Here is a 19,145-nt window from a genome sequence, read left to right on the forward strand (position 1 = left end):
CCGTTCGTTCGGGTTTGATAACTGATTAATATGTATAGACGGCCGCGACGAGGTGGGAGTGGGTGAGAGGATGAGTGAGACTACCGGGAACGACGGCAGCACGACCGGCGAGCGGACGGCACCGCTCATCGAGAGCAATGGCGCGCGCACCGCGCGCGCGTTCGAGTCCGTTGACACGCTTGCGGGCAACGGGATGACCGCTGGTCACGAACGGACCGCCGAGGGTGAGCCGGTATCGACGCTGGCCGGCTCGGGCTGTGAGGTGTTGGTCGCGATTCCGGCGTACAACGAGGCGTCGACCATCGGCGGCGTCGTCGAGCGAGCACGCGAGTACGCCGACGCCGTACTTGTTATCGACGACGGCAGCGACGACGACACCGCCGACAGCGCCGTGACCGCCGGCGCGCTCGTCAGCGAGCACGGGCGCAATCGCGGCTACGGGGCCGCCCTGAAGACGGTCTTTGCGGTCGCACAGCGCGCTGATGTCGCCCACCTCGTCGTCCTCGACGGCGATGGCCAGCACGACCCCGCCGACGTTCCCCGGCTGGTCGACGCTCAACAGGACACTGCCGCCAATCTCGTCATCGGCAGCCGGTTCGTCGGCGGCGTCGCGTCGAACGTGCCGCTCTATCGTCGAGCCGGTCTCAAGACGATCAATACACTCACCAATCTGAGCATGGGCGTCGTGCGCACGTCCTCGCGCGTCAGCGACACCCAGAGTGGGTTCCGGGCGTACGACCGCGAGGCGATTGCGACGCTGGCGGCCGACCCGGCCATCGGCGACTGGATGAGCGCCAGCATCGACATCCTCTATCACGCCCATCACTACGACTACGCCATCGAGGAGGTCGCCATCGAGGTCAGCTACGACGTCGAGAACCCGAGCACGCACGCGCCGGTCTCCCACGGCGTCGCGCTCGTTCGAAACATCTTGAAGACCATCGAGCGCGAGCGCCCGCTGACGGCGCTCGCCGTGCCGGGGTTTTCGCTCACCTTCGGCGGATTGGGCTTTGGCTACTGGGCGGCGACCAACTACGTTCAGTCGGGGACGTTCCCGTTCGGGCTGGCGCTCATGGCCGTCTTCCTCACGCTGTTGGGCATCTTCGCGTGTTTCACCGCCATCGTGTTACACTCGCTCAGCACCTACTTCGAGAGCGCCGGACGTGAGGGGACGGTGCGATGAGCACGACGAACGTTCTGTCCTTCGACGTCGAACACTGGTATTCGGCGACGCTGCTTCGAGACGCGGTGTGTGACCCCGAAACCCACATCGGGCGGTCGGTCGCCATCGTCCTCGATACGCTCGCCGCTTACGACGTGCGGGCGACGTTTTTCGTCGTCGGCGAGCTCGCCCGCGAGCATCCATCGCTGGTGGCGAAAATCGCCGATGCGGGCCACGAGGTCGCCTCGCACGGCCATACCCATCGGCCGCTGTTCGAACTCGACAGGGAGACCTTCGCTGGGGAACTCGCTCACAGCGCGCGGGCCATCCACGACGCGACGGGCACGAGACCGGTCGGCTTCCGCGCACCGAACTTCTCGGTGACGCGACGGACTGGCTGGGCAATCGGGATGCTCGCGGCGGCGGGCTATCGGTACGATTCGAGCGTCTTCCCCGTTCGGACGCCGATGTACGGGGTGAGCGGCGCGCCGGTCGGTCCCTACCGCCCCGCCTCGGACGCGCCGTTCGAAGCCCGAGAGCGAGGGGGCGACCTCGTCGAACTGCCGCTCGCCGTGTTCCATCCCCGTCTCAGGCTTCCGGTCGCCGGCGGATTCTACGCACGCCTGCTGCCGTCGTCGCTTCTCGCTCGCGGTATCGCCACTCTGAACGCCCGTGGGCTGCCGGCGACGGTGTACTTCCATCCGTGGGAGTTCAACCCGGCGGTCGCCCGCGCGGTGAACGATGCGGACGTTGGGGCACACGAACGCTTCGTTAGCGCGTACGGTATTCGACGGTTGCAGGACAAGCTCGAAGCGCTGCTCGACGAGTTCGCCTTCGACACGGCCGCATCCGTTGCGCGCGAGTACGCCCGGGACCCCGTCGAGAACGTGTCACGACACCGCATCGAGGGGTGAGTGCTGATGTGGTCTCGAACGCCGTGGCGAAACCGATTTCGCCCGAAACGGTTGGACGCCCGCGGTCTAACCCGCGATTGAACCCGTCGCTTTCGGTGAATAGCTATGCGTCCATCCGTCGAAGGCGTCCCAACCGTCCCGACGATTGTCCGACATCATGGTCCGCAGAAAAACGGTGTGGTGGTGTGCTCGGTGGCTGGTGCTGTGTCTGCCGGGGACGAAACCGCGGTCTTCGGCAGCGGCTTTACGAACGGTCTCGTGGTCATCGCCCGACGGCTGCTCTCGCGCGGACAACAGTCCGTGCGGGACCCCGGAACCTGAGCCGCGATAATCGAGCGGTCTCGTCCAGCTGAAAATAGTTCACGAATCGTTCCGATAGACCCGACTCGACGCTTATCCAACCATTTAGCCGAACATCTGGCGCATCATCGGATGCATCTCCATCAACTGCTCTTCGGCGATCTCCTCGTAGAGCTTGTAGGTGATCGACACCGTGAGCAACAATCCTGTGCCGGAGACCTGCCCGATGGTACCCATCATGTTCGCCCCGACGGCGAGCGCCCCGACCAAGGCTCCGCCGATGATCGTCACCTGCGGGATGTACCGCTCCATGACCTTCTCAATGACGCCGGGGTTCTGGCGGAAGCCCGGAATCTGCATCCCGGAGTTCTGTATCTGTTTGGCGGTCGCCTCCGGTCCCATGTCGGCGGTCTCGACCCAGAAGACCGCGAATATCGCGCCGCCGACGACCATGAAGGTGAGGTCGACGCCGATGCGCAGCGCGACCTGCCACGCCGCCTGACTCGCCCCGAGCCACGCGTTCGGCGAGTAGATGGGCGCGAGGTAGTAGAACAACCCCCCTACTGGCTGGCCGCTCGAATAGACGCCGAGCCACGCCGGCAGCCCGACCTGCGAGTTGAGTATCTGGCCGAGGAACTGGATGTTCGCCTGGAGCGCCCGCACGAGAATCATCGGCAGGACGCTCGCGTAGATGAGTTTGACCGGGAAACGCCCGCGTGCGCCTTTGACCCGGGCGTGACTGAGCGGAATCTCGACGCGCACCGACTCGGCGTACACCACGACCACGAAGATGAGGACCGTCGTGAAGAGCGCGACGAGGTGGCCCGGTCCGAACAGCAGCGTCTGGATACCTTCACCCGTCAGCGGCGAGACCTCGATGGCTCCGGTGACGATGGCGAACCAGTCGGCGAAGAACTGGTCCCCGCCGAAGAAGCCACCGATGAGCTGTTGGCTCACGCCAGCGACGATGAACAGGCCGATACCGGAGCCGACGCCCCACTTCGAGATGACCTCGTCCATAAAGAGGACGAGCACGCCACCGACGAATATCTGGGCGAACAGCAGCCACTTCACGCCCACGATACCGATGCCGAGCGACGCCGCGACCTGCTGGCTCGCCGGCAGGTAGTTGCCGGCAAAGACCATCGGCAGCCCCGTGAGACAGATCATCACCAGCACCAGGAACTTCTGGAGGCCCTGATAGAGCACTTGGTCGCGTGGGTCGTTCGTGTCCAATCCCAAGAGATTCGCCCCGCCGAGTAGTTGCAGCACGATACTTGCGGTCACGATTGGCCCGATGCCGAGCTGGAGGACCGTCCCCCGCCCGCCGGCGAGAATCGTCCGAAACTGCCCGAAGAGGTCGGTTCCGGCGTTCGGCGACGGCAGCCCGTAGAGATAGACGTTCGTCAGGAAGAAATACAGCACGAGTACGCCGAGCGTCCAGCCGAGCTTGCGCCTGAACGGGATGTGACCCTCGGGCTGTCGCACCGAGGGCATCCGCGTCAGGACGGGTTCTGCGGTCTCCTTCCAGCCCATTGACGGTCTATCCCGACTCCGCGTTTGTATCCTCTTCGGCTTCTTCCTCCTCGTCTTCGCGTTCGGCCAACCGCTCCTCGCCGCGCTCGCTCAGGCTGGCCTCGCCGCCCGCCTCGGAGAGAAGCTCGCGCGCGTTCTCGGAGAACGCATCGGCCGTCACCGACAGACTCTGGCGAACCTGCCCGCCGCCGAGTACCTTCACGGCGTCGGCGTCGTGGCCGTCCTCGACGACGTCGCGTGCGTCGAGGCGGTAGCCGTCGTCGGTCTCTTCGGCGACCCCGTCGGCCGCATAGAGGGCGGCGTCCTCGTCGAGTTCGCGCACCTCGACGGTGAGAACCTTCTCTTGGACTTTTTCCGGGCGACTGAATCCGTGTTTGCCGAGCGGTCCGTAGTTGTGGAATTCGTGACTGTCGCGCCCCGCGCGCCCGCGCCCGCCCCGATGGCCGGCCCCGCGGCGGTTCTTGTGTGAGCCGCCGCTGTGGGTGCGCGAACCGCGCTGGCGTCGTTTTTTGCTTGTCATCGTTGGTAATTCGGTTAGCGCATCGCCGTCAACAGCGCGTCGATTTCGTCCGTACTGTGCCTGCCGAGTTCGCCACCCTCCGGGACGGGGTGTTTCACGCCGTCGTGGCCGCCTCGCGGTGAATGCAGCCGGAGCGCCGGCGACAGCCCCGCCTCCCGCAGCGTCGTCTCCTCGGCGAGCAGGCCCTCCGCGAGCGCCGACACGTCGTCATAGTCGGTGTTCTCGCTCACCCACTCGTCGTCGATGTTGGCGTCGCCCTCGGCCGGCTCGCCGCGGGTCCGCAGCAGCGTCGAGAGCACGCCCGGGCTCGGCTCGCCGAAGGCAACGTAGTCGTTGACTTTCGTTATCATCCCCTCGTAGGTGTCGGTCTCGGGCACGAGCGCGCAGTGGTTCGTGCTGTGGACGTTGAGCATCGAGAGCGTATCGCGCACGCCACCCTCCATGTTCACCTCGCCGCGCAGCTGGACGAGTGCTTGCATCACTCGATCACCTCCCGCTGCTCGATGGCGCGCTCTGGCACCCGTGCCTCGCTGGTCGCCTTGAGCGCGTTGAAGGTTGCCTTCGCGAAGTTCACCGTTGTACGGGTCTTGCCCGAGGAGTGCGTCCAGATGTCCTCGATGCCGGCGAGTTCGAGCACCGACCGGGCGGTCGCCCCCGCCGCAAGACCCAACCCACGGGGAGCGGGCCGGAGTTCGACCTCGACGCTGCCGGCCTTGCCGTCGGTGCGGAGCGCCACGGTGTGCGGGCGGCCACAGCCACACTCCCACGAGCCACAGCCACGCGAGACGCGCACCATGTTGAGCTTGGCAATTTCGATGGCCTTCTGGATCGCTGACCCCACTTGGTCGTCGCGGCCCTCGGCGTAGCCGACGTAGCCGTTGCGGTCGCCGATGGCGACCACACACCGGAATTTAACTCTCCTCCCGGAGTCGGTCATCCGCTGGACCATGTTGATATCCAGCACGTCGTCTTCGAGCGAGAGCAGCTGGTCGGTGATTTCGGGTTCTTTGAGCGGGAGGCCCGAGTTCAGCGCCTCGTCCATCGTGGTGATCTCCTCCTCGGCGACCTGCTTGCCGAGCCGCGTGCGCGGCTCCCAGCCTCGATTACTCATCGCTACCTCCCAGTTCGTGGTCGAATTCGTCCATGATTGTCTGTCGTACCTCCTCGAAATGGTCCGGGAGTTCGGTCGCGTCGAAATCGTCCGAATACAGCGGCTCGTCCCGACTGTCGGCGTACTCGGCGATGTGCTCGCCGCTGGTGCGCTCCCAGTCGGCGAACACCGCGTCGTTGTGCGGCACGTCGAGTCCGGCGTCGATAGCGCCCTCCTGTATCGCGAACAGCTTGCTTCCCGGCGTTGCGGTGTTGAGACCGATGTCGAGGACGGCCTCGTCGATGTCGGTGTCTCGCGCGCGCAGCCCGGCGAGCAGCCCCGTGAGATACGCGCTGGGAAGGTTTCCTGTTGGTGCTTCCCAGCCGTATTCGGCGAGGTCGGCCGAGTTCGCGCTCGCGTTCGTTTCGTCACCGTCGGGACTGGGGGTCACCAGCTGCGCCCTGACGTGGCGGTTGCTCTTGCGAGCGACCAGTCGGGGTTTGCCTGATTTCAACAGGCGCAACCGCTGATGGTAGTCCGTCCGGACCTCGCGCCGGCGGCGCATCGGTACGTTGTATCGTGGTCCTGTTGCCATTATTCGTCCTCCAGTTCGATGTCGAATTCGTTCTCGGCGAAGCTTTCGAGCCTGTCGACGCTCTCGAACTCGCCGCCGCCCGCCTTGTCGTACAGCGTGCGGTACTGCGTCCGGTTCAGCGTGTCGTCGTCTCGTAGCTCCTTCAGCCGGCGACGCTGGGCACGAATCCGCGACACCCATGCGTCCTTGCTGTTCTGTCGCGCGCCGGCGGTCCCTTTTCGCGTCCCGGGTCCCTTTCGGTGGCCGGCGGCGCGTTTTTCGTTGCGCTCGCGCGCACGGCCACGCGAGTTCGATTTCGCGTCTTTTTCGTCTATCGTTCCCTCAGTGACCAGCTCGCGGATGTCCTCGCGGGTGATGGCCTCGGCGATTTCACCCTGTTCTTCGGGGTCGAACCACACACGATTTTCCCCGACGTCGAGGACGTCCGCCGCGAGCCGTCGCTGTGCGCTCAGGTCACTCATTCTCGGTCACCTCCACTTCGACGTAGGTCGGATTGAGCACTCGGATACCGTCGTCTTCGGCCTGTTCCTCGATGCGTTCGCGCTTGCGACCGCCGACTGACGAACCGATGCGAACTGCCTGTCGGTCGCCATCGACACCTTCCAAGTCGTCGGTGTTCTCGACGCGGACTTCCTCGAACCCGCTCGGATGTCGCCCGCGCACTTCCGTCGAGGTTCGGTAGCCAGCGCCGACTTTCACGCCCTTGCCCTTGACGCCACGGCGCTGCTTCGAGAGCTGGCCGCGGGGTCGTCGCCACGAGGTGCCGACGCGTTTCTTCTTGTGGTGGTCCTGCCGGTTGAACTTCGGCTGGGACCGTCGCTGGCGCTCGCCGATCAGCCGCCGCTCCTCGTCGTCGAGGTCGGGCGTCTTCTCTGTGAGACCGCGTGGCTGAAGTTCGGTCTCGACGTCCGGCTCCGCTTCGGGAGCCTCCTCTTCGACCTCGGTTTCGGTCTCCTCTTCGACTTCGAGACCGCCGACGTCGGCTTTGATACGTGCGGCGAGGGCGTTGCCGATGCCCTCGACGTCCGCAAGCGCCGACTGCTCGGCGCGTTCGAGGTCGGCCACGGTCTCGAAACCGGCCGCACGCAGTGCGTCGGCCTTCTCCTCGCCGACGCCGCTGACCTCGGTGAGTTCCTCGGGTGTCTCCCCGTCCGACTCTTCGACGTCGATCTCCTCGACGTCGGCCTTGATGCGTGCGGCGAGGGCGGTACCGATACCTTCGACCTCGCTCAGGTCGTCCTGGTCTGCCTCGCGGAGGTCCGCGACCGTCTCGAAACCGGCTGCGCGGAGGTCGTCGGCGGTCTCCTCGCCGACGCCGTCGACCGCCGTCAGCTCGCGTTCGCTACTGGCCACCGGCGCTCACCTCCCGCTTTGGTTTCTCGCTGATGTACACACCGTCTTGGAACACTCGACTGTCCTTCCCGCTGACGCGGGTGAGCTGTTCGATGTCCGCGGCGGTCTGGCCGACGTCCTCCTTGTTCGGACCGGAGAGGGTGATGTGCTCGTCGTCGACCTCTACTACTGTGTCGCCACGAATCGGCGTCCGACGCGGGGCCTGCTCGCCGAGGAAGTTCTGAATCACTACCTCGCCCTCGTCGGCGCGGACCTGCATCGGGAAGTGCGAATAGAACACGTCCATCTCGTAGGTCCAGCCCTCGCTCACACCATAAAAGGCGTTCTCGACGTGGCTGGCGAACGTCTGCATCGTCGCGGCCGTCTTCGCGTCCTCGACGTCGCTCGTGATGACGATTTCGCCCTCGTCCACGGTGACCGAGACGTTCGGATACCAGAGCCGTCGCGTGACACTACCGCTCTCGCCGGAGACCGTGAGGTCGAAGCGCTCTACCTCCGCGCTTGCTCCCTCCGGAATCGTAAGTCGTTGTTCTGTCATTGTCAATATACGTATGCGAGCACCTGCCCGCCGAGACCTTCTTCTCTAGCCTCGTAGTGGCTCATCACGCCGTGGCTCGTCGTGACGATGAGCGTCCCGTAGTCACGGGCCGGGAGGAATCGCTTCTCCCACTTCTCGAACTCGTCGGCCCCGGCCGAATACCGGGGCTTGACGACGCCACAGCGGTTGATCTTGCCTCTGAGTTCGACCTCGAACTTTCCGGCACGGCCGTCGTCGACGAACTCGAAGCCGTCGATGTAGCCGCGGTCGTAGATGACCTCCAGGACGGAGCCGATGGTGTTCGAGGCGGGCTGCACAGTCATGTCGAGCTTGCCGACGCCTTCGGCGTTGTCGAGACCGGAAAGCGCGTCCGCAAGCGGGTCGTTGTCGGTCATTGGTATTTTTCGAACCCCATGCCGCGGGCGATCTCGCGGAAACACTGTCGGCAGAGCCAGATGTCGTACTTCCCGACGAGACCCTGCTTGCGCCCGCAGCGCTGGCAGGCCTCCAACTGGCCCGTGCGTTTGCTCGCGTGTTCGCCCGTCTCCACATCGCTTTCGCTCATTGTACCTCCATGTCGTAGCTCTCTTCGAGATAGGCAATCGCGTCCTCGACGTCGAGGCGGTGGCGACTCGGAACCTTCCGGGTCACCTTCGTGCGCTTGTTGATGCGCGCGCCCGGCCGGACGAGGTTGACAGTTATATCCATCCCGTAGATGCCGGTGTTCGGGTCGTACTCCTGGCTCGGGAACTCCGTGTGCTCGGCGACGCCGAAACTGAAGTTACCAGTAGTATCGAACTGCGACCGGGATATCTCCGCGAGGTCGAGCGCCGTCGCCAGAAACTCTTCTGCCTCGTCGCCGCGGAGGGTGACCTTCGCACCGATTGGGTCGCCCTCGCGGATGCCGAACTCGGGCTGGGTCGCCTTCGCGCGCGTTCGAACGCTCTCTTGGCCCGTGACCGCTTCGAGGATTTCCTCGGCGTTGGCGAGTTCGCGCCCGCCCTGGCCGACGCCCATGTGGACGACGACCTTCTCGACGACGGGTTCGCGCATCTCGTGGAACCCGGCAGCCTCGCTCATTCGCCGTCACCTCCTGTGTCCTCGGCCACCTCGGCACCCTCGCCGGCGGTCGTGACGGTCTCCTCCTCGTCGCCCTCGACGAAGTTCTCGTCGATGACGACGACGTACTCCGCAATCGTCTCGAAGCCCTCGCCGTCGTCCTGAGAGACGCGGACGTTGTTCGGCGAACTCCCTGGAGTAACCTGAATCTCCTCGATATCGCCGATCTCGCCGGCGTGCTGGCCGCGCACGGCCGTCACGAGCGCGCCCTCCTCGTAGGGGAAGTGGGCGAGGATTTCGTCGTCGTGGTCGATGACGATGGAATCGCCGCCAGCGTACTCGCCATCCTCGACTTCGAGGGTGTGACCGTCGTGCAGCGCGAGCTGGGTGTTCCCGCCGGGAACCTGCCCCTTGCCGACGATCTTGCCGAGTTTCGAGTCGGCGTCTCCAGCGTCGATGGGCGAGAGCGCGAGCCGCCCGCCCTCGTCGGGGAACACTCGATAGTGCTCGTCGCGTTCTTCGAACTCGACGATGTCGAACATGCCGATGGGTCGCTCCTCGTCGTCGAGCGACTCGCCGTTCACCAATACTGTGCCCTGATTCAGCGCATAGCGCGCCTCTTTTCTACTATCGACGTAGCCGAGCACGTCACGGAGCACGATGAGCAGCGGCACGCCCTGCTCGCCGTGTGGACCGGCGTCGGCCTTCACGGTGAACGTCGCCGTCTTGCGCTCGACGGGCCACGAATCCGGCACCGAGAGCCGCTTTTGATGCTTACTCATTCCCGCCCTCCAGTCGGTCCTCGCGGCGGTCGTCGTCGAGGTCGAGGTCCGTGATTCGGAGGGTGCTCGCGTCGAGCGCCCGGGGAACGTCCTCGCCGTCGGCGGTTTCGAGGGTGACGTCCTCGACGTGGACGACCGCGTCCTGAAGGTCGACGGTGACGACCTCGCCCTCCTCGCCGGCGAAGTCGCCGCGCATGACCTCGACGGTGTCGCCGGCGTTCACCCGTGCGTTACGTTTCCCGTACTCCTCGCGGAGGTCGTCCGCGAGGGTGGCACGGACCTGCCTGTGCTTCTCGTGGAGCGGCGCGCGCTCCTCGCGTGTCCGCTGTTTGTGTGGTTGTTTGCTCATGATTGTGCGGTAGTAGTCATACTATCATCGTCGCCGCGCTGGCGATGGAGCCGAAGCGTTCGGCGACCTCGCGGGCGACCGGTCCCCGGAGTTCGGTACCCCGAGGGTCCTCGTTGTCGTCGACCACGACGGCGGCGTTGTCCTCGAACTTGACGCGCGTGCCGTCGGGTCGGCGAATCGGCTTGCGCTGGCGGATGACGACCGCTTCGAGGATCTGGCGGCGCATCTCGGGGGTGCCCTTCGTCACCGACACGGTGATCTTGTCGCCGAGACCGGCCTTCGGATGGCGGTTCTTGACGCCCGAATAGCCCGACACGCTGGTCACCTTCAACTCGCGCGCGCCCGTGTTGTCCGCACACGTCACGAGCGAGCCCTTTTCGAGTCCCTGCGTGACGTCCGCCGAGAGCGCTTCCATCAGGACTCACCCTCCTCTTGGTCGGACGAGCCGATGTCGCTCAGGTCAACCTCGCTCTCGGGGTCAGACGGTCCCGAGAGGCTACTCGCACCCAGATCGCGCGTCGTATCGAGCGTCCCGACGACGACGTGGGCTTTCGTCTTCGACAGCGGGCGCGTCTCGGCGATCCGCACCGCGTCGCCGACAGTCAAATCGAGACAGTCCGGCGCGTGTGCCGGCGTGCGCGACCGTCGTTTCATCTGTCGGTCGTATTTCGGTACCGTGACGTCGTACTCGCGCTCGACGACCACCGACCTATCCATGTCCGTGGAGGCGACCATGCCGTCGACCGTCCCGCCGCGCACGGACAGCGTCCCGTGGAACGGACAGTTCGGGTCGTCGCAGGTCGTCTCCGGCTCCGTTACGTTGAGTCCTAACGCCATTTCGAATCACCTGTCGTTTCCGTCCGCCGGGCCGGCGGCGCGACGAGTCGCTCGCCCGCGACCGTCGCGTACTCGGCCCCTTCTGCGCCGTCGCCGAGAGCGAACTCGAAGGTCGCCCCGGCTTTCGGCACCCGTTTCGTTCGTCCGCCCTGTTCGACCACGAGCGTGTTCTCGCTCTCGGAGACCACGTCTCCCTCGATGCCGACGAGCGAGCCGTTGCTCGCCGCGGCGACTTTCGTGTGTAGCCCGCGGAGTTCGTGTCGCGCGACCGTCTCGGCCGTCAGCGCCATCACGACGCCCCCTCGCTCTCGTCGAGGTCGTCCTCTTCCCGGCGAATCGTCTTCAGCCGGGCGATGGTGCGCCGCAGTTCCTTGATGCGACCCGGATTCTCCGGTGCGCCACCGGCGGCCTGCACGGCCCGCGAGTTGAGGAGTTCGGTCTCCAACTCTTCGAGTTCGACCTCGCGCTCGGCCGGTGTCATGTCGCGGATTTCGGCGCTGTGCAGGATGGCCATCAGTTCTCACCCTCCACGTCCGCGGGGTCGACCTCGCTCGCACCTTCCTTGATGCGCTCGGCGAAGGCGTCGCCGACGCCCTCGGCTTCGGCGAGGTCGTCCTCGCTCGCCTCCTGAATATCGGCGACGGTCTCAAAGCCCGCCTCGCGCAGCGCTGCGGCCTTGGCATCGCCGACGCCGTCGATAGCGGTTAGCCCCGCACCGGCCGCGCTCTCGATGGGCTGTTCGCTCGCGTCGACGTCGGCGTCGGTCGCCTCGGTCGATTCCATCTCGTCGAGGATCGCCTCGGCGTCGGCCTCGGTCTCCTCGGAAAGCTCGTCGTCGATATCGGCCTCCTCGGCTCCGGTTTCGGCCGCACCGGTCTCGTCCTCGACACCTTCTTCGACGATCTCCTCTTCGGCGACCTCGGCCGTCTCGGTCCCCGCTTCCTCCTCGGTGAGTTCGAACTCCTCGTCGGATTCGGATTCCTCGGGACCGGCTGCCGGTTCCTCGGCCTCGCCGAGCAGCGCCTCGACCTCGTCGGCTTCGATGTCCTCGGGAACGAGCGACTCGGTGTCGACGTCCTCGTGGATGCGGAAGTCGTCGGGCAGGTCGGCGTTCGGCGGGATGATCTTTACTGTGACCCCGATAGTCCCGAGCTTCATCACCGCGACGCCGTCGCCGCGGTCGACGATGTCCTGTGAGGGTTCGCCGTTGTGCTTGATGTAGCCACGATTGAACTTCTCGTTGCGCGAGCGTGCGCCAGTCACCTTGCCGTTGAGGGTGATCTCGGCACCGCGTGCGCCCGCGTCCATGATGCGGTCGATGGTCGTGTGGCCGGCCTTCCGGAAGTACCATCCACGCTCCAGAGCGTTGCCGAGTCGGTCGGCGACGATCTGGGCGTTGAGGTCGGGTTCGTCGACCTCTTGGACGTCGATTTGGGGGTCGTCGAGGTCGAAGCGCTCTTCGAGCTCGCTCGTTATCTTCCGGATGTTCTTCCCACCCTTGCCGATGACCATCCCCGGCTTCTCCGCCCGGAGGACGATTTGCGTGCCCATCGGGGTCTTGGCGAGGTCCATCCCGCCGTAGCCCGCACGGGCCAGCTCCTCGGCGAAGAACTCGTCGATCTGGGTGCGCTGCATCCCGTCCTCGATGAACTGCTGTTCGGTCGCCATCAGTTCTCGACCTCCTCGTCCGGCTCTTCAACCACTATCTCGACATCTACTTCAGGAGTGTTCCACGCCGTGGCCCGCCCCATCGCGCGGGGCTTGCGGCCCTGCACCTCGCCGACCTTGTGGGCGGCGACGTGGTCGATGGTCATCGATTCGGGTTCGAAGCCCGCGTGCTCGGCGTTCGCGCCGACGTTTTCGAGCAGGTCGAGGAAGGCCTCGCTGGCCTTCTCGGGGTAGCGACCGGCGTCCCAGCCGTCGATGTCGTTGCGGTGGCCCACGCCCGTGTTGTGCGAGCGAAACGGCACCGACTGCTCGCCCGCGATGACCGCTTCGAGGTACTCGCGCGCCTCGGCGACGGTCATCTCCTTTATCTCGCGGGCGATTTCCTTGCTGTGCTTGTGGCTCATGTGGCGCTCGCGGAGCATGGCTTTCGCCGTCTTCTCCGGGTCCGCGTCCACGCTGTAACTGATTCCCATTGCGTTATACCTCCATCATTTGAGTGGCACGAACTTCGAGGAGCGTGTCGCGCCGATGCCCGCCTGTCCGTGTTCGACCGACGTTCGGGTGAGCTGGAACTCGCCCAGATAGTGGCCGAGCATCTCCGGCTCCACGCGAACGCGCTCGAAGTCCTGACCGTTGTGCACGGCGAAGGTCTTCCCGACGAACTCCGGCAGCACCGGCATGTCGCGCAGGTGCGTCCGAATCGGGTCGTTCGCCGTCTCCTCCTCGTCCCTGTCCTGTGCCTTGGCGAGGAGTTTCTCCTTCTCGACCGAGAGGCCGCGCTCGATGCTGCGGCGTTTGCGCGCCGGCAGCAACTCGGCGACCGCCTCCATGTCCATCTCCTGTAGCTCTGCCATCGTATGGCCGCGGTAGGTGAACTCGCCCTCGCGGCCGGTTCTGTAGTCCGAACTCATGAATTACTTCCTCCCCGTCCGCTTGCTGGCGATGTCGCCGACCTTCCGTCCGGGTGGGGCATCCCGTGAGACACTTTTCGGCTGGCCGGGATGCTGGCGACCACCGCCACCGAAGGGGTGGTCGACGGCGTTCATCGCCACGCCGCGCACGCGCGGCCATTTCGTGCCCCGCGAGCGCATCTTGTGGTGTTTGTTGCCCGCTTTCACGAACGGCTTTTCCGTTCGGCCGCCACCGGCGACCACGCCGATGGTCGCCCGACAGTCCGGGTTGAGCCGCTTGGTCTCGCCGCTTGGCAGCTCGACGATGGCCGACTGTCGGTCGTGGGTTATCAGTTGGGCGTTCACGCCCGACGACCGGGCGAACTTCCCGCCGTCGCCCGGCTGGCTCTCGATGTTACAGACCGGCACGCCCTCCGGAATCTCCGCCAGCGGCAGCGTGTTGCCGGGCTTGATCTCGGCCGAAACACCCACCTGAATCTCCTCGCCGACGCCGATGCCCTCGGGCGCGAGCACGAGGCGCTGGTCGCCGTCCTCGAACTCCACCGCCGCGACGGGTGCGCTCCGGGCCGGGTCGTGTTCGAGGTCGACCACGGTTCCCGAAACCACGTCGCTCTCCTCGACGGTGCGATGGGCGAGGTCCGCCTTGTAGCGATGGGACGGCGCGCGGAACGTCGGCGTTCCGCGACCGCGCCGTTGGCCCTGAATGCGTCGTCCCATCTCAGAACACCCCGATGCGCGAGGCGACGTCCTGTGCGTCGTCCTCGTCTGAGAGTGTGACCGTCGCTTTCTTTGCGCCCTGTGGCGTGACCTGCGTACGAACGTTCGTTATCGCCACGTCGAAGCGCTCCTCGACCTCCTCGCGGATAGCCGGCTTCGTCGCGTCGCTCGCCACGACGAACTGGAGCGTGTTGCGATAGTCCATATCGTTCATCGCCTTCTCGGTCACGTAGGGATATTTCACATCCGTCATCTGTCGGCCACCTCCGCGAGTGCGCTCTCGGTCCACATCGTGAGTCGACCCGACTGCGTGCCCGGCGCGAGGTCCTCCGTGTTGACCTCGCGCGCGGTGGCGACGTCGGCACCCGCGAGATTCCGGGCCGCCCTCGACGGTTCGTCGCCCGTGACGAACAGAATCGAGGTCGGCCGCTTGTACTTCCGGCCGCGAGTCGTGCCGCGACCCGCGCGCACGGTCTTGTTCTCTGCGCGCTCGATGTCGTCGTGGACGCCGAGCGCTTCGAGCAGCGAGACGACCTCCTGCGTTTTCACGAGGTCCTCGAAGTCGTCTGCCACCACGAGCGGCAGGTCGCCGTCGAAGCCCTCGATTGCGTGGCCGCGCTCGCTCACGCGCTCGCGGTCGCCGGTGGCCGCGATGGCGCTCCGAGTGGCGAGCTTGCGTTCGTTGTCGTTGAGCTTCAGCGAGCGCTCGTTCTCCTCTTTGGGTGGGTGTGCCGGTCGCCCGCCCACGGTCTGGGGGACGCGCCGGCCCTGTCCATTGGAACGGGGGACGTGGGCCATGCCACGACCGCTGCCGAACGATTCGGCGGGCGTGCGCATGCCCGCGTAGTCGTCCGCGCCGTACGGCTGTGCGCGGTTGGCCTGTGCGGTGCGCACCGCCCGACCGATGAGGTCCGGGCGGTGCGGCGTTGTGAAGACCTCGGGGAGGTCCACGTCGCCCGCCTCCGCGCCGTCTGTGTCGTATACTGTCGTCATTGTCCTTGGTTCGATGCCGTCGAGACGTAGCGCACCTCGGGGTCGAGGCGCGGCTGGTCTCCGGGTCGTATCGCCGGCCGGAACCTGAGGAGCCGCTGGTCCGGACCGGGAAGCGAGCCTTTCACGAGCGCGTAGGGACCGTCGACTTCGCCATACCCTACAAAACCGCCCTCGGCGCTGGCGTCGTCGCCGTCGCCGACGCTCACGAGGCGTTTGTTCAACTCGGTGCGCTGGTGATAGCCCATCTGGCCCTGCTGAGGAACGGTCGAGCGCACGCGCGAGGGGTTCCACGGGCCGAGATTGCCGATGCGGCGCTTGTACCCCTGCCGGAAGTGTTTGCCCTTGCGTTTCTGGACGCCCCAGCGTTTCACTGGGCCCTGCGTTCCTTTGCCCTTGGTGACGCCCGCGGCGTCCATGTACTCGCCGGGCCGGAACACCTCGGTCAGCTCGTGTTCGCCCCCGCCAGCGACGAGGTCGAGACCGAACTCGACGCGCTCCGACACATCAGAGCCGCCGACGCGCGTCTCCATCACGTCCGGTTGCTTCTTCGGGATGTTCACCATCTCGCCCGGTACGGTGTGGGTGATGGCGCGGATCTCGGCGACGTCGTTTTCCTGTACTGCCTCCTCGAAGGCCCCGGGGTCCGATTCGCCGTCTGGAACGTCGAGCGCCCGGTCGAGATCGTCGTGGAACTCGTCGGTCCACGTTTCGGTGAGCGGGCGGAGTCCGTAGGGTGTCTGTTCGTAGGCTCTGAGCGCGACCGCGCGCATCGGGGGCGTCTCGACCACCGTGACGGGGACGGTCTGCTCCATCCCCTCGCGTGGCGAGTTGGCCGCGTCGTCGATCATCACGACGTGGCTCATGCCGGCCTTGTAGCCGGCGAACCCCTGCAGCCCGGGCTGTCCGTCGTCGTCCGGCCACGAGCCGAAGCGCGGCACTTCACTGCTCGCGCGCTTTCGTGGCCCGTAGCCGAGCGAGCCTTTGCGTGGTCTGGTTGGTTGTACCATGTGTGTGCTACCTCACTGTGGAAGCGTCAGGGGCGCGAGCGTCGCGAACACCGCCTCCTCGGTTCGCACGACCTCGCTACCCTGCTCCGGAACCGTGTTGAGCCAGCAGTCGAACCCTGCGTGGTTCGAGTCGCTCGCCACCGACGCTTCGTCGATGCCGAGCATCGCCGGCAGCCCTCTCTCGGGCGCGCCGAAGGCGACGGTCAGCCCGTCGTCGGCACGCCCGGCCAGCGCCCCGAGTCGCTCCGTCGTCAGCACCTCACCGTGGCGCGACGTGGCGACCCGAAGCCCGGCGTCCTCACGGCCGAGCGCTGCCGAGAGGTCCGCGCGCTCGACGGCAAAGCCCGGAGGGGCTTCGTCCGTGATGCGCGCGCGAACCGGCTCTCGCGAAGAGATCCTGACGGTCACGCGCTCCCCCTCGTCGACCGCCATCTCTGGTGGAGCGACGAGCGAGATCGGGTGTTGCAAGCCGCAATTGACCCGAACGCGCCCATCAGGGCCGACCTCGGTCACGATTCCCTGTCTTTTCGACCCCGAACCGTTCGATTCGGAGCCGGTCCGAGCGGCCGCGCGAAGCGGCGGCAGGACACCCGCGTACTCCAGTTCGTCCCGCGTGCCCCACGCCTCCTTTCGGAGGTAGGGGGCGGTCGCGGCGTACGCCAATACCGTGGAAACGAACCCGCCACCCCATCGCCGGTCGCCGTCCGGGTCCGGGAAGACCGTTACACGGTCGACCCGGAAGACGGTGGCCGCACGAGCGACGAGACCGACCTTGTGGGTCGCCTCGCGTTTATCCTGTGCTTCCCGGCAGAGCGATGACGGCACGAGCACGCTGCGTGTCATGCCGACGCTTTCGCGCCGTGCCACTAGACTGTGGCGCTCCTATCGGACTCGATGATAAAAGGATAGCGTTTCCGTGCGGCCGTGGCGGGCGTTCACAGGACGTGGGCGATGAGCGCTCCGGAACGTTTTTACCCCCAACCCTCCGACGATGGAGTGCAGGGCGCTGGTAGTGTAGTGGTATCACGTGACCTTGCCATGGTCACAACCCGAGTTCAAATCTCGGCCAGCGCACTTCTCGGTGTCCGTATCGTCGAACCGCTGACCGAAACGGACGAGCGGCTGCCGTCGCTACCCTTTTACCCCCACTCTCGCAATCGGGGTCATGCTCACCGTCCGGGCCCCGGCGACGAGCGCCAACCTCGGGAGTGGCTTCGATGTCTTCGGCGTTGCCCTCTCACGCCCGGCCGATATCGTCCGCGTTACGAAGGCCGACGAAACCACCATCGAGGTCACCGGAACCGGCAGCGAGTACATCCCCGAGGATCCCGAAAAGAACACCGTCGGGGCGGTCGCGGCGGCACTCGACGCGCCGGCTCACATCGAAATCGATAAAGGAGTCAGGCCGGCGTCGGGGCTTGGCTCCTCGGCGGCGAGCGCCGCGGCCGCCGCCGTTGCGCTCGACGAACTCTACGACCGCGGGAACACGCGCGAGGAGCTCGTCCCGATTGCCGCGGAGGGCGAGGCCGTGGTTTCCGGTACTGCCCATGCCGACAACGTCGCTCCCTCGATTCTGGGTGGGTTCACCATCGCCACCGACGAGGGTATCACGCGGGTCGATACGTCGATACCGCTTGTGGCCTGCCTGCCCGAGACCGTGGTCTCGACGCGCGACGCGCGCCGGGTGGTTCCCGAGGAGGTGACGATGGGCGAGCAGGTCGCAACCGTCGGCAAGGCCGCGACCCTCGCGGTCGGCATGTGTCGTGACGACCCCGAACTCGTGGGCCGAGGAATGGACGATTCGGTGGTGACGCCGGCACGTGCGGCGCTCATCGACGGCTACGAGGCGGTCCGCGAGGAAGCCTTCATGGCGGGAGCCACGGGCGTAACTGTGAGCGGGGCCGGTCCCGCAGTGCTCGCGACCTGTCGGACGGGCGACCGGCGGGCGGTCGGCAGCGCGATGCTCGATGCGTTCGCCGACGCCGGCATCGAGGCGCGCGTCTATCGGTCGCGGGTCGGACGGGGCGCGACGATTCACTAAGGATGGGTTCTCGCACCCGACTCGCTAGCGGCGTCGAGCGCCTCGGTGAGATGACGATTCACCTGCTGTGGGTTCGGCACGTCGGCGAGGGTGATGTCCATCGTGTCGGAGCCGGCGGTGTAGATGGTGATGTCGCCGTAGGCGAACAGCCGTTGGGTCAACGACTGGCTGAACGTCGTGTTCTGGACTCTGTCGAGTCGTATCTGGGCGACGCTCTGGTTGATTATTCCGTTTTTCCGATAGACTTCCTCGGTCGTGAGGACGTACCGGGTGCTCACGACCGAGACGTACGCCCATGCGACGACGGCGATACCCAGCGGGACCCCCAGCAGGGGCAGCCAGCGAACCGGCGGGTCGGTCAGCACGACGGTGAGCGCGAGACCGCCGAGGGCGAGGACGAGTCCGACGACCACCGAGGGTGTGATGAGTCGGAGGCTCGGGTGGCCCTGCCAGAGCACCTCCTCGCCGTCGGTGAGTGTGACCCAGTCGGCGACGTCGTTCCATGCCATTGCCCTCCATAACGAGGCCGGATGGATATACTGTGGGACGGCGCGGCTGCCGTGCGGCGGCGGTGCGGTCGTGGCCGCCGGCCGCAGTGCGGTAGCGGTTTGCGGTGCGGGCCTTGGAGGATGAAGGGCGAGGCGCGTGGCACGAGCGAAGCGAGTGCCGCGACCGAAGGGAGCGCGCCGAGGGCTTCGACGGTGTGGTGTGGTTGCGGAGCGGTCGCGGGATGCGTCAGTCGTCAGACCGCGAGCGACCGGTGGGAGCGAGCG

The 19,145-nt window shown here is 66.1% G+C and carries 29 protein-coding genes and 1 tRNA gene; 4 read left to right on the top strand and 26 right to left on the bottom strand.

Features of this window, described 5'->3' with window-relative positions; genetic code table 11:
- Positions 1 to 70: 70 nt before the first annotated feature.
- Positions 71 to 1,183: a glycosyltransferase family 2 protein gene (locus ACQUQO_RS11905; RefSeq protein ID WP_435078240.1), complete on the top strand. Its 1,113-nt coding sequence runs from the start codon at positions 71 to 73 to the stop codon at positions 1,181 to 1,183.
- Positions 1,180 to 2,076 (top strand): polysaccharide deacetylase family protein, encoded by an 897-nt coding sequence (locus ACQUQO_RS11910; protein ID WP_435078241.1) that lies wholly within the window; start codon positions 1,180 to 1,182, stop codon positions 2,074 to 2,076. The genes ACQUQO_RS11905 and ACQUQO_RS11910 overlap by 4 nt, the downstream gene beginning before the upstream one ends.
- A gap of 405 nt (positions 2,077 to 2,481) precedes the next feature.
- Here ACQUQO_RS11910 and secY read toward each other — a convergent pair whose 3' ends face one another.
- The 25 genes from secY to ACQUQO_RS12035 are packed head-to-tail and all read right to left on the bottom strand — an operon-like array spanning position 2,482 to position 17,174.
- Entirely contained in the window at positions 2,482 to 3,912 is a 1,431-nt protein-coding gene (gene secY, locus ACQUQO_RS11915; RefSeq protein WP_435078242.1) for a preprotein translocase subunit SecY, read from the bottom strand.
- Between the two features lie 7 nt (positions 3,913 to 3,919).
- Complete coding sequence (locus ACQUQO_RS11920) at positions 3,920 to 4,432, bottom strand: uL15m family ribosomal protein (protein ID WP_435078243.1); 513 nt, start codon at positions 4,430 to 4,432, stop codon at positions 3,920 to 3,922.
- Positions 4,433 to 4,446: 14 nt separating this feature from the next.
- Complete coding sequence (gene rpmD, locus ACQUQO_RS11925; protein ID WP_435078244.1) at positions 4,447 to 4,911, bottom strand: 50S ribosomal protein L30; 465 nt, start codon at positions 4,909 to 4,911, stop codon at positions 4,447 to 4,449.
- Positions 4,911 to 5,543 carry a 30S ribosomal protein S5 gene (locus tag ACQUQO_RS11930; protein WP_435078245.1) on the bottom strand — a complete coding sequence of 211 codons (633 nt, stop codon included), beginning with the start codon at positions 5,541 to 5,543 and terminating at the stop codon, positions 4,911 to 4,913. Before ACQUQO_RS11930 ends, rpmD begins: the two co-directional genes overlap by 1 nt.
- On the bottom strand, positions 5,536 to 6,117 hold the full coding sequence (locus tag ACQUQO_RS11935) for a 50S ribosomal protein L18 (RefSeq protein WP_435078246.1): 582 nt from the start codon (positions 6,115 to 6,117) through the stop codon (positions 5,536 to 5,538). The genes ACQUQO_RS11930 and ACQUQO_RS11935 overlap by 8 nt, the downstream gene beginning before the upstream one ends.
- Positions 6,117 to 6,578 carry a 50S ribosomal protein L19e gene (locus ACQUQO_RS11940; protein WP_435078247.1) on the bottom strand — a complete coding sequence of 154 codons (462 nt, stop codon included), beginning with the start codon at positions 6,576 to 6,578 and terminating at the stop codon, positions 6,117 to 6,119. Before ACQUQO_RS11940 ends, ACQUQO_RS11935 begins: the two co-directional genes overlap by 1 nt.
- On the bottom strand, positions 6,571 to 7,470 hold the full coding sequence (locus ACQUQO_RS11945) for a 50S ribosomal protein L32e (protein ID WP_435078248.1): 900 nt from the start codon (positions 7,468 to 7,470) through the stop codon (positions 6,571 to 6,573). The genes ACQUQO_RS11940 and ACQUQO_RS11945 overlap by 8 nt, the downstream gene beginning before the upstream one ends.
- Positions 7,460 to 8,008, bottom strand: a complete 549-nt coding sequence (locus ACQUQO_RS11950) for a 50S ribosomal protein L6 (protein ID WP_435078249.1) — start codon at positions 8,006 to 8,008, stop codon at positions 7,460 to 7,462. Before ACQUQO_RS11950 ends, ACQUQO_RS11945 begins: the two co-directional genes overlap by 11 nt.
- A 2-nt stretch (positions 8,009 to 8,010) precedes the next feature.
- Positions 8,011 to 8,403: a 30S ribosomal protein S8 gene (locus ACQUQO_RS11955; RefSeq protein WP_435078250.1), complete on the bottom strand. Its 393-nt coding sequence runs from the start codon at positions 8,401 to 8,403 to the stop codon at positions 8,011 to 8,013.
- Positions 8,400 to 8,573 carry a 30S ribosomal protein S14 gene (locus ACQUQO_RS11960; protein ID WP_004054028.1) on the bottom strand — a complete coding sequence of 58 codons (174 nt, stop codon included), beginning with the start codon at positions 8,571 to 8,573 and terminating at the stop codon, positions 8,400 to 8,402. Before ACQUQO_RS11960 ends, ACQUQO_RS11955 begins: the two co-directional genes overlap by 4 nt.
- On the bottom strand, positions 8,570 to 9,088 hold the full coding sequence (locus ACQUQO_RS11965; RefSeq protein WP_435078251.1) for a 50S ribosomal protein L5: 519 nt from the start codon (positions 9,086 to 9,088) through the stop codon (positions 8,570 to 8,572). The genes ACQUQO_RS11960 and ACQUQO_RS11965 overlap by 4 nt, the downstream gene beginning before the upstream one ends.
- The gene (locus ACQUQO_RS11970) at positions 9,085 to 9,849 is read right to left on the bottom strand and encodes a 30S ribosomal protein S4e (protein WP_435078252.1); all 765 of its coding nucleotides are present in this window, start codon (positions 9,847 to 9,849) and stop codon (positions 9,085 to 9,087) included. Before ACQUQO_RS11970 ends, ACQUQO_RS11965 begins: the two co-directional genes overlap by 4 nt.
- Positions 9,842 to 10,198 (bottom strand): 50S ribosomal protein L24, encoded by a 357-nt coding sequence (gene rplX, locus ACQUQO_RS11975; protein ID WP_435078253.1) that lies wholly within the window; start codon positions 10,196 to 10,198, stop codon positions 9,842 to 9,844. The genes ACQUQO_RS11970 and rplX overlap by 8 nt, the downstream gene beginning before the upstream one ends.
- A gap of 16 nt (positions 10,199 to 10,214) precedes the next feature.
- The gene (locus ACQUQO_RS11980; protein WP_435078254.1) at positions 10,215 to 10,613 is read right to left on the bottom strand and encodes a 50S ribosomal protein L14; all 399 of its coding nucleotides are present in this window, start codon (positions 10,611 to 10,613) and stop codon (positions 10,215 to 10,217) included.
- Complete coding sequence (locus ACQUQO_RS11985) at positions 10,613 to 11,035, bottom strand: 30S ribosomal protein S17 (RefSeq protein WP_435078255.1); 423 nt, start codon at positions 11,033 to 11,035, stop codon at positions 10,613 to 10,615. The genes ACQUQO_RS11980 and ACQUQO_RS11985 overlap by 1 nt, the downstream gene beginning before the upstream one ends.
- Positions 11,026 to 11,325, bottom strand: a complete 300-nt coding sequence (locus ACQUQO_RS11990; protein ID WP_435078256.1) for a ribonuclease P protein component 1 — start codon at positions 11,323 to 11,325, stop codon at positions 11,026 to 11,028. Before ACQUQO_RS11990 ends, ACQUQO_RS11985 begins: the two co-directional genes overlap by 10 nt.
- Entirely contained in the window at positions 11,325 to 11,549 is a 225-nt protein-coding gene (gene rpmC, locus ACQUQO_RS11995; protein WP_435078257.1) for a 50S ribosomal protein L29, read from the bottom strand. The genes ACQUQO_RS11990 and rpmC overlap by 1 nt, the downstream gene beginning before the upstream one ends.
- A complete protein-coding gene (locus tag ACQUQO_RS12000; RefSeq protein ID WP_435078258.1) occupies positions 11,549 to 12,703 on the bottom strand; it encodes a 30S ribosomal protein S3 in 1,155 nt (384 codons plus the stop codon). Before ACQUQO_RS12000 ends, rpmC begins: the two co-directional genes overlap by 1 nt.
- Positions 12,703 to 13,176, bottom strand: coding sequence for a 50S ribosomal protein L22 (locus tag ACQUQO_RS12005; protein WP_435078259.1), 474 nt, complete (start codon positions 13,174 to 13,176; stop codon positions 12,703 to 12,705). Before ACQUQO_RS12005 ends, ACQUQO_RS12000 begins: the two co-directional genes overlap by 1 nt.
- Positions 13,177 to 13,191: 15 nt before the next feature.
- Positions 13,192 to 13,614 carry a 30S ribosomal protein S19 gene (locus tag ACQUQO_RS12010; protein WP_435078260.1) on the bottom strand — a complete coding sequence of 141 codons (423 nt, stop codon included), beginning with the start codon at positions 13,612 to 13,614 and terminating at the stop codon, positions 13,192 to 13,194.
- A 3-nt stretch (positions 13,615 to 13,617) separates the two neighbouring features.
- Entirely contained in the window at positions 13,618 to 14,331 is a 714-nt protein-coding gene (locus ACQUQO_RS12015; protein ID WP_435078261.1) for a 50S ribosomal protein L2, read from the bottom strand.
- 1 nt (position 14,332) lies between these two features.
- On the bottom strand, positions 14,333 to 14,584 hold the full coding sequence (locus tag ACQUQO_RS12020; protein ID WP_435078262.1) for a 50S ribosomal protein L23: 252 nt from the start codon (positions 14,582 to 14,584) through the stop codon (positions 14,333 to 14,335).
- On the bottom strand, positions 14,581 to 15,324 hold the full coding sequence (gene rpl4p, locus ACQUQO_RS12025; protein WP_435078263.1) for a 50S ribosomal protein L4: 744 nt from the start codon (positions 15,322 to 15,324) through the stop codon (positions 14,581 to 14,583). The genes ACQUQO_RS12020 and rpl4p overlap by 4 nt, the downstream gene beginning before the upstream one ends.
- Positions 15,321 to 16,331 (bottom strand): 50S ribosomal protein L3, encoded by a 1,011-nt coding sequence (locus tag ACQUQO_RS12030; protein ID WP_435078264.1) that lies wholly within the window; start codon positions 16,329 to 16,331, stop codon positions 15,321 to 15,323. Before ACQUQO_RS12030 ends, rpl4p begins: the two co-directional genes overlap by 4 nt.
- A 12-nt stretch (positions 16,332 to 16,343) precedes the next feature.
- On the bottom strand, positions 16,344 to 17,174 hold the full coding sequence (locus tag ACQUQO_RS12035) for a putative RNA uridine N3 methyltransferase (protein WP_435078265.1): 831 nt from the start codon (positions 17,172 to 17,174) through the stop codon (positions 16,344 to 16,346).
- Positions 17,175 to 17,334: 160 nt separating this feature from the next.
- Here ACQUQO_RS12035 and ACQUQO_RS12040 point away from each other — a divergent pair.
- Positions 17,335 to 17,405, top strand: a tRNA-Gly gene (locus ACQUQO_RS12040).
- A 91-nt stretch (positions 17,406 to 17,496) separates the two neighbouring features.
- A complete protein-coding gene (locus ACQUQO_RS12045) occupies positions 17,497 to 18,372 on the top strand; it encodes a homoserine kinase (RefSeq protein WP_435078266.1) in 876 nt (291 codons plus the stop codon).
- Here ACQUQO_RS12045 and ACQUQO_RS12050 read toward each other — a convergent pair.
- Complete coding sequence (locus ACQUQO_RS12050; protein ID WP_435078267.1) at positions 18,369 to 18,881, bottom strand: PH domain-containing protein; 513 nt, start codon at positions 18,879 to 18,881, stop codon at positions 18,369 to 18,371. The genes ACQUQO_RS12045 and ACQUQO_RS12050 overlap by 4 nt on opposite strands.
- Between the last annotated feature and the right edge of the window lie 264 nt (positions 18,882 to 19,145).

The sequence above is a fragment of the Halococcus sp. AFM35 genome (assembly GCF_051195015.1).
GTDB lineage: Archaea > Halobacteriota > Halobacteria > Halobacteriales > Halococcaceae > Halococcus.

Coding starts and splice junctions, on each gene's coding strand:
- ACQUQO_RS11905 (WP_435078240.1), top strand. CDS start 71: ATGAGTGAGACTACCGGGAACGACGGCAGCACGACCGGCGAGCGGACG.
- ACQUQO_RS11910 (WP_435078241.1), top strand. CDS start 1,180: ATGAGCACGACGAACGTTCTGTCCTTCGACGTCGAACACTGGTATTCG.
- secY (WP_435078242.1), bottom strand. CDS start 3,912: ATGGGCTGGAAGGAGACCGCAGAACCCGTCCTGACGCGGATGCCCTCG.
- ACQUQO_RS11920 (WP_435078243.1), bottom strand. CDS start 4,432: ATGACAAGCAAAAAACGACGCCAGCGCGGTTCGCGCACCCACAGCGGC.
- rpmD (WP_435078244.1), bottom strand. CDS start 4,911: ATGCAAGCACTCGTCCAGCTGCGCGGCGAGGTGAACATGGAGGGTGGC.
- ACQUQO_RS11930 (WP_435078245.1), bottom strand. CDS start 5,543: ATGAGTAATCGAGGCTGGGAGCCGCGCACGCGGCTCGGCAAGCAGGTC.
- ACQUQO_RS11935 (WP_435078246.1), bottom strand. CDS start 6,117: ATGGCAACAGGACCACGATACAACGTACCGATGCGCCGCCGGCGCGAG.
- ACQUQO_RS11940 (WP_435078247.1), bottom strand. CDS start 6,578: ATGAGTGACCTGAGCGCACAGCGACGGCTCGCGGCGGACGTCCTCGAC.
- ACQUQO_RS11950 (WP_435078249.1), bottom strand. CDS start 8,008: ATGACAGAACAACGACTTACGATTCCGGAGGGAGCAAGCGCGGAGGTA.
- ACQUQO_RS11955 (WP_435078250.1), bottom strand. CDS start 8,403: ATGACCGACAACGACCCGCTTGCGGACGCGCTTTCCGGTCTCGACAAC.
- ACQUQO_RS11960 (WP_004054028.1), bottom strand. CDS start 8,573: ATGAGCGAAAGCGATGTGGAGACGGGCGAACACGCGAGCAAACGCACG.
- ACQUQO_RS11965 (WP_435078251.1), bottom strand. CDS start 9,088: ATGAGCGAGGCTGCCGGGTTCCACGAGATGCGCGAACCCGTCGTCGAG.
- ACQUQO_RS11970 (WP_435078252.1), bottom strand. CDS start 9,849: ATGAGTAAGCATCAAAAGCGGCTCTCGGTGCCGGATTCGTGGCCCGTC.
- rplX (WP_435078253.1), bottom strand. CDS start 10,198: ATGAGCAAACAACCACACAAACAGCGGACACGCGAGGAGCGCGCGCCG.
- ACQUQO_RS11980 (WP_435078254.1), bottom strand. CDS start 10,613: ATGGAAGCGCTCTCGGCGGACGTCACGCAGGGACTCGAAAAGGGCTCG.
- ACQUQO_RS11985 (WP_435078255.1), bottom strand. CDS start 11,035: ATGGCGTTAGGACTCAACGTAACGGAGCCGGAGACGACCTGCGACGAC.
- ACQUQO_RS11990 (WP_435078256.1), bottom strand. CDS start 11,325: ATGGCGCTGACGGCCGAGACGGTCGCGCGACACGAACTCCGCGGGCTA.
- rpmC (WP_435078257.1), bottom strand. CDS start 11,549: ATGGCCATCCTGCACAGCGCCGAAATCCGCGACATGACACCGGCCGAG.
- ACQUQO_RS12000 (WP_435078258.1), bottom strand. CDS start 12,703: ATGGCGACCGAACAGCAGTTCATCGAGGACGGGATGCAGCGCACCCAG.
- ACQUQO_RS12005 (WP_435078259.1), bottom strand. CDS start 13,176: ATGGGAATCAGTTACAGCGTGGACGCGGACCCGGAGAAGACGGCGAAA.
- ACQUQO_RS12010 (WP_435078260.1), bottom strand. CDS start 13,614: ATGAGTTCGGACTACAGAACCGGCCGCGAGGGCGAGTTCACCTACCGC.
- ACQUQO_RS12015 (WP_435078261.1), bottom strand. CDS start 14,331: ATGGGACGACGCATTCAGGGCCAACGGCGCGGTCGCGGAACGCCGACG.
- ACQUQO_RS12020 (WP_435078262.1), bottom strand. CDS start 14,584: ATGACGGATGTGAAATATCCCTACGTGACCGAGAAGGCGATGAACGAT.
- rpl4p (WP_435078263.1), bottom strand. CDS start 15,324: ATGACGACAGTATACGACACAGACGGCGCGGAGGCGGGCGACGTGGAC.
- ACQUQO_RS12030 (WP_435078264.1), bottom strand. CDS start 16,331: ATGGTACAACCAACCAGACCACGCAAAGGCTCGCTCGGCTACGGGCCA.
- ACQUQO_RS12035 (WP_435078265.1), bottom strand. CDS start 17,174: ATGACACGCAGCGTGCTCGTGCCGTCATCGCTCTGCCGGGAAGCACAG.
- ACQUQO_RS12045 (WP_435078266.1), top strand. CDS start 17,497: ATGCTCACCGTCCGGGCCCCGGCGACGAGCGCCAACCTCGGGAGTGGC.
- ACQUQO_RS12050 (WP_435078267.1), bottom strand. CDS start 18,881: ATGGCATGGAACGACGTCGCCGACTGGGTCACACTCACCGACGGCGAG.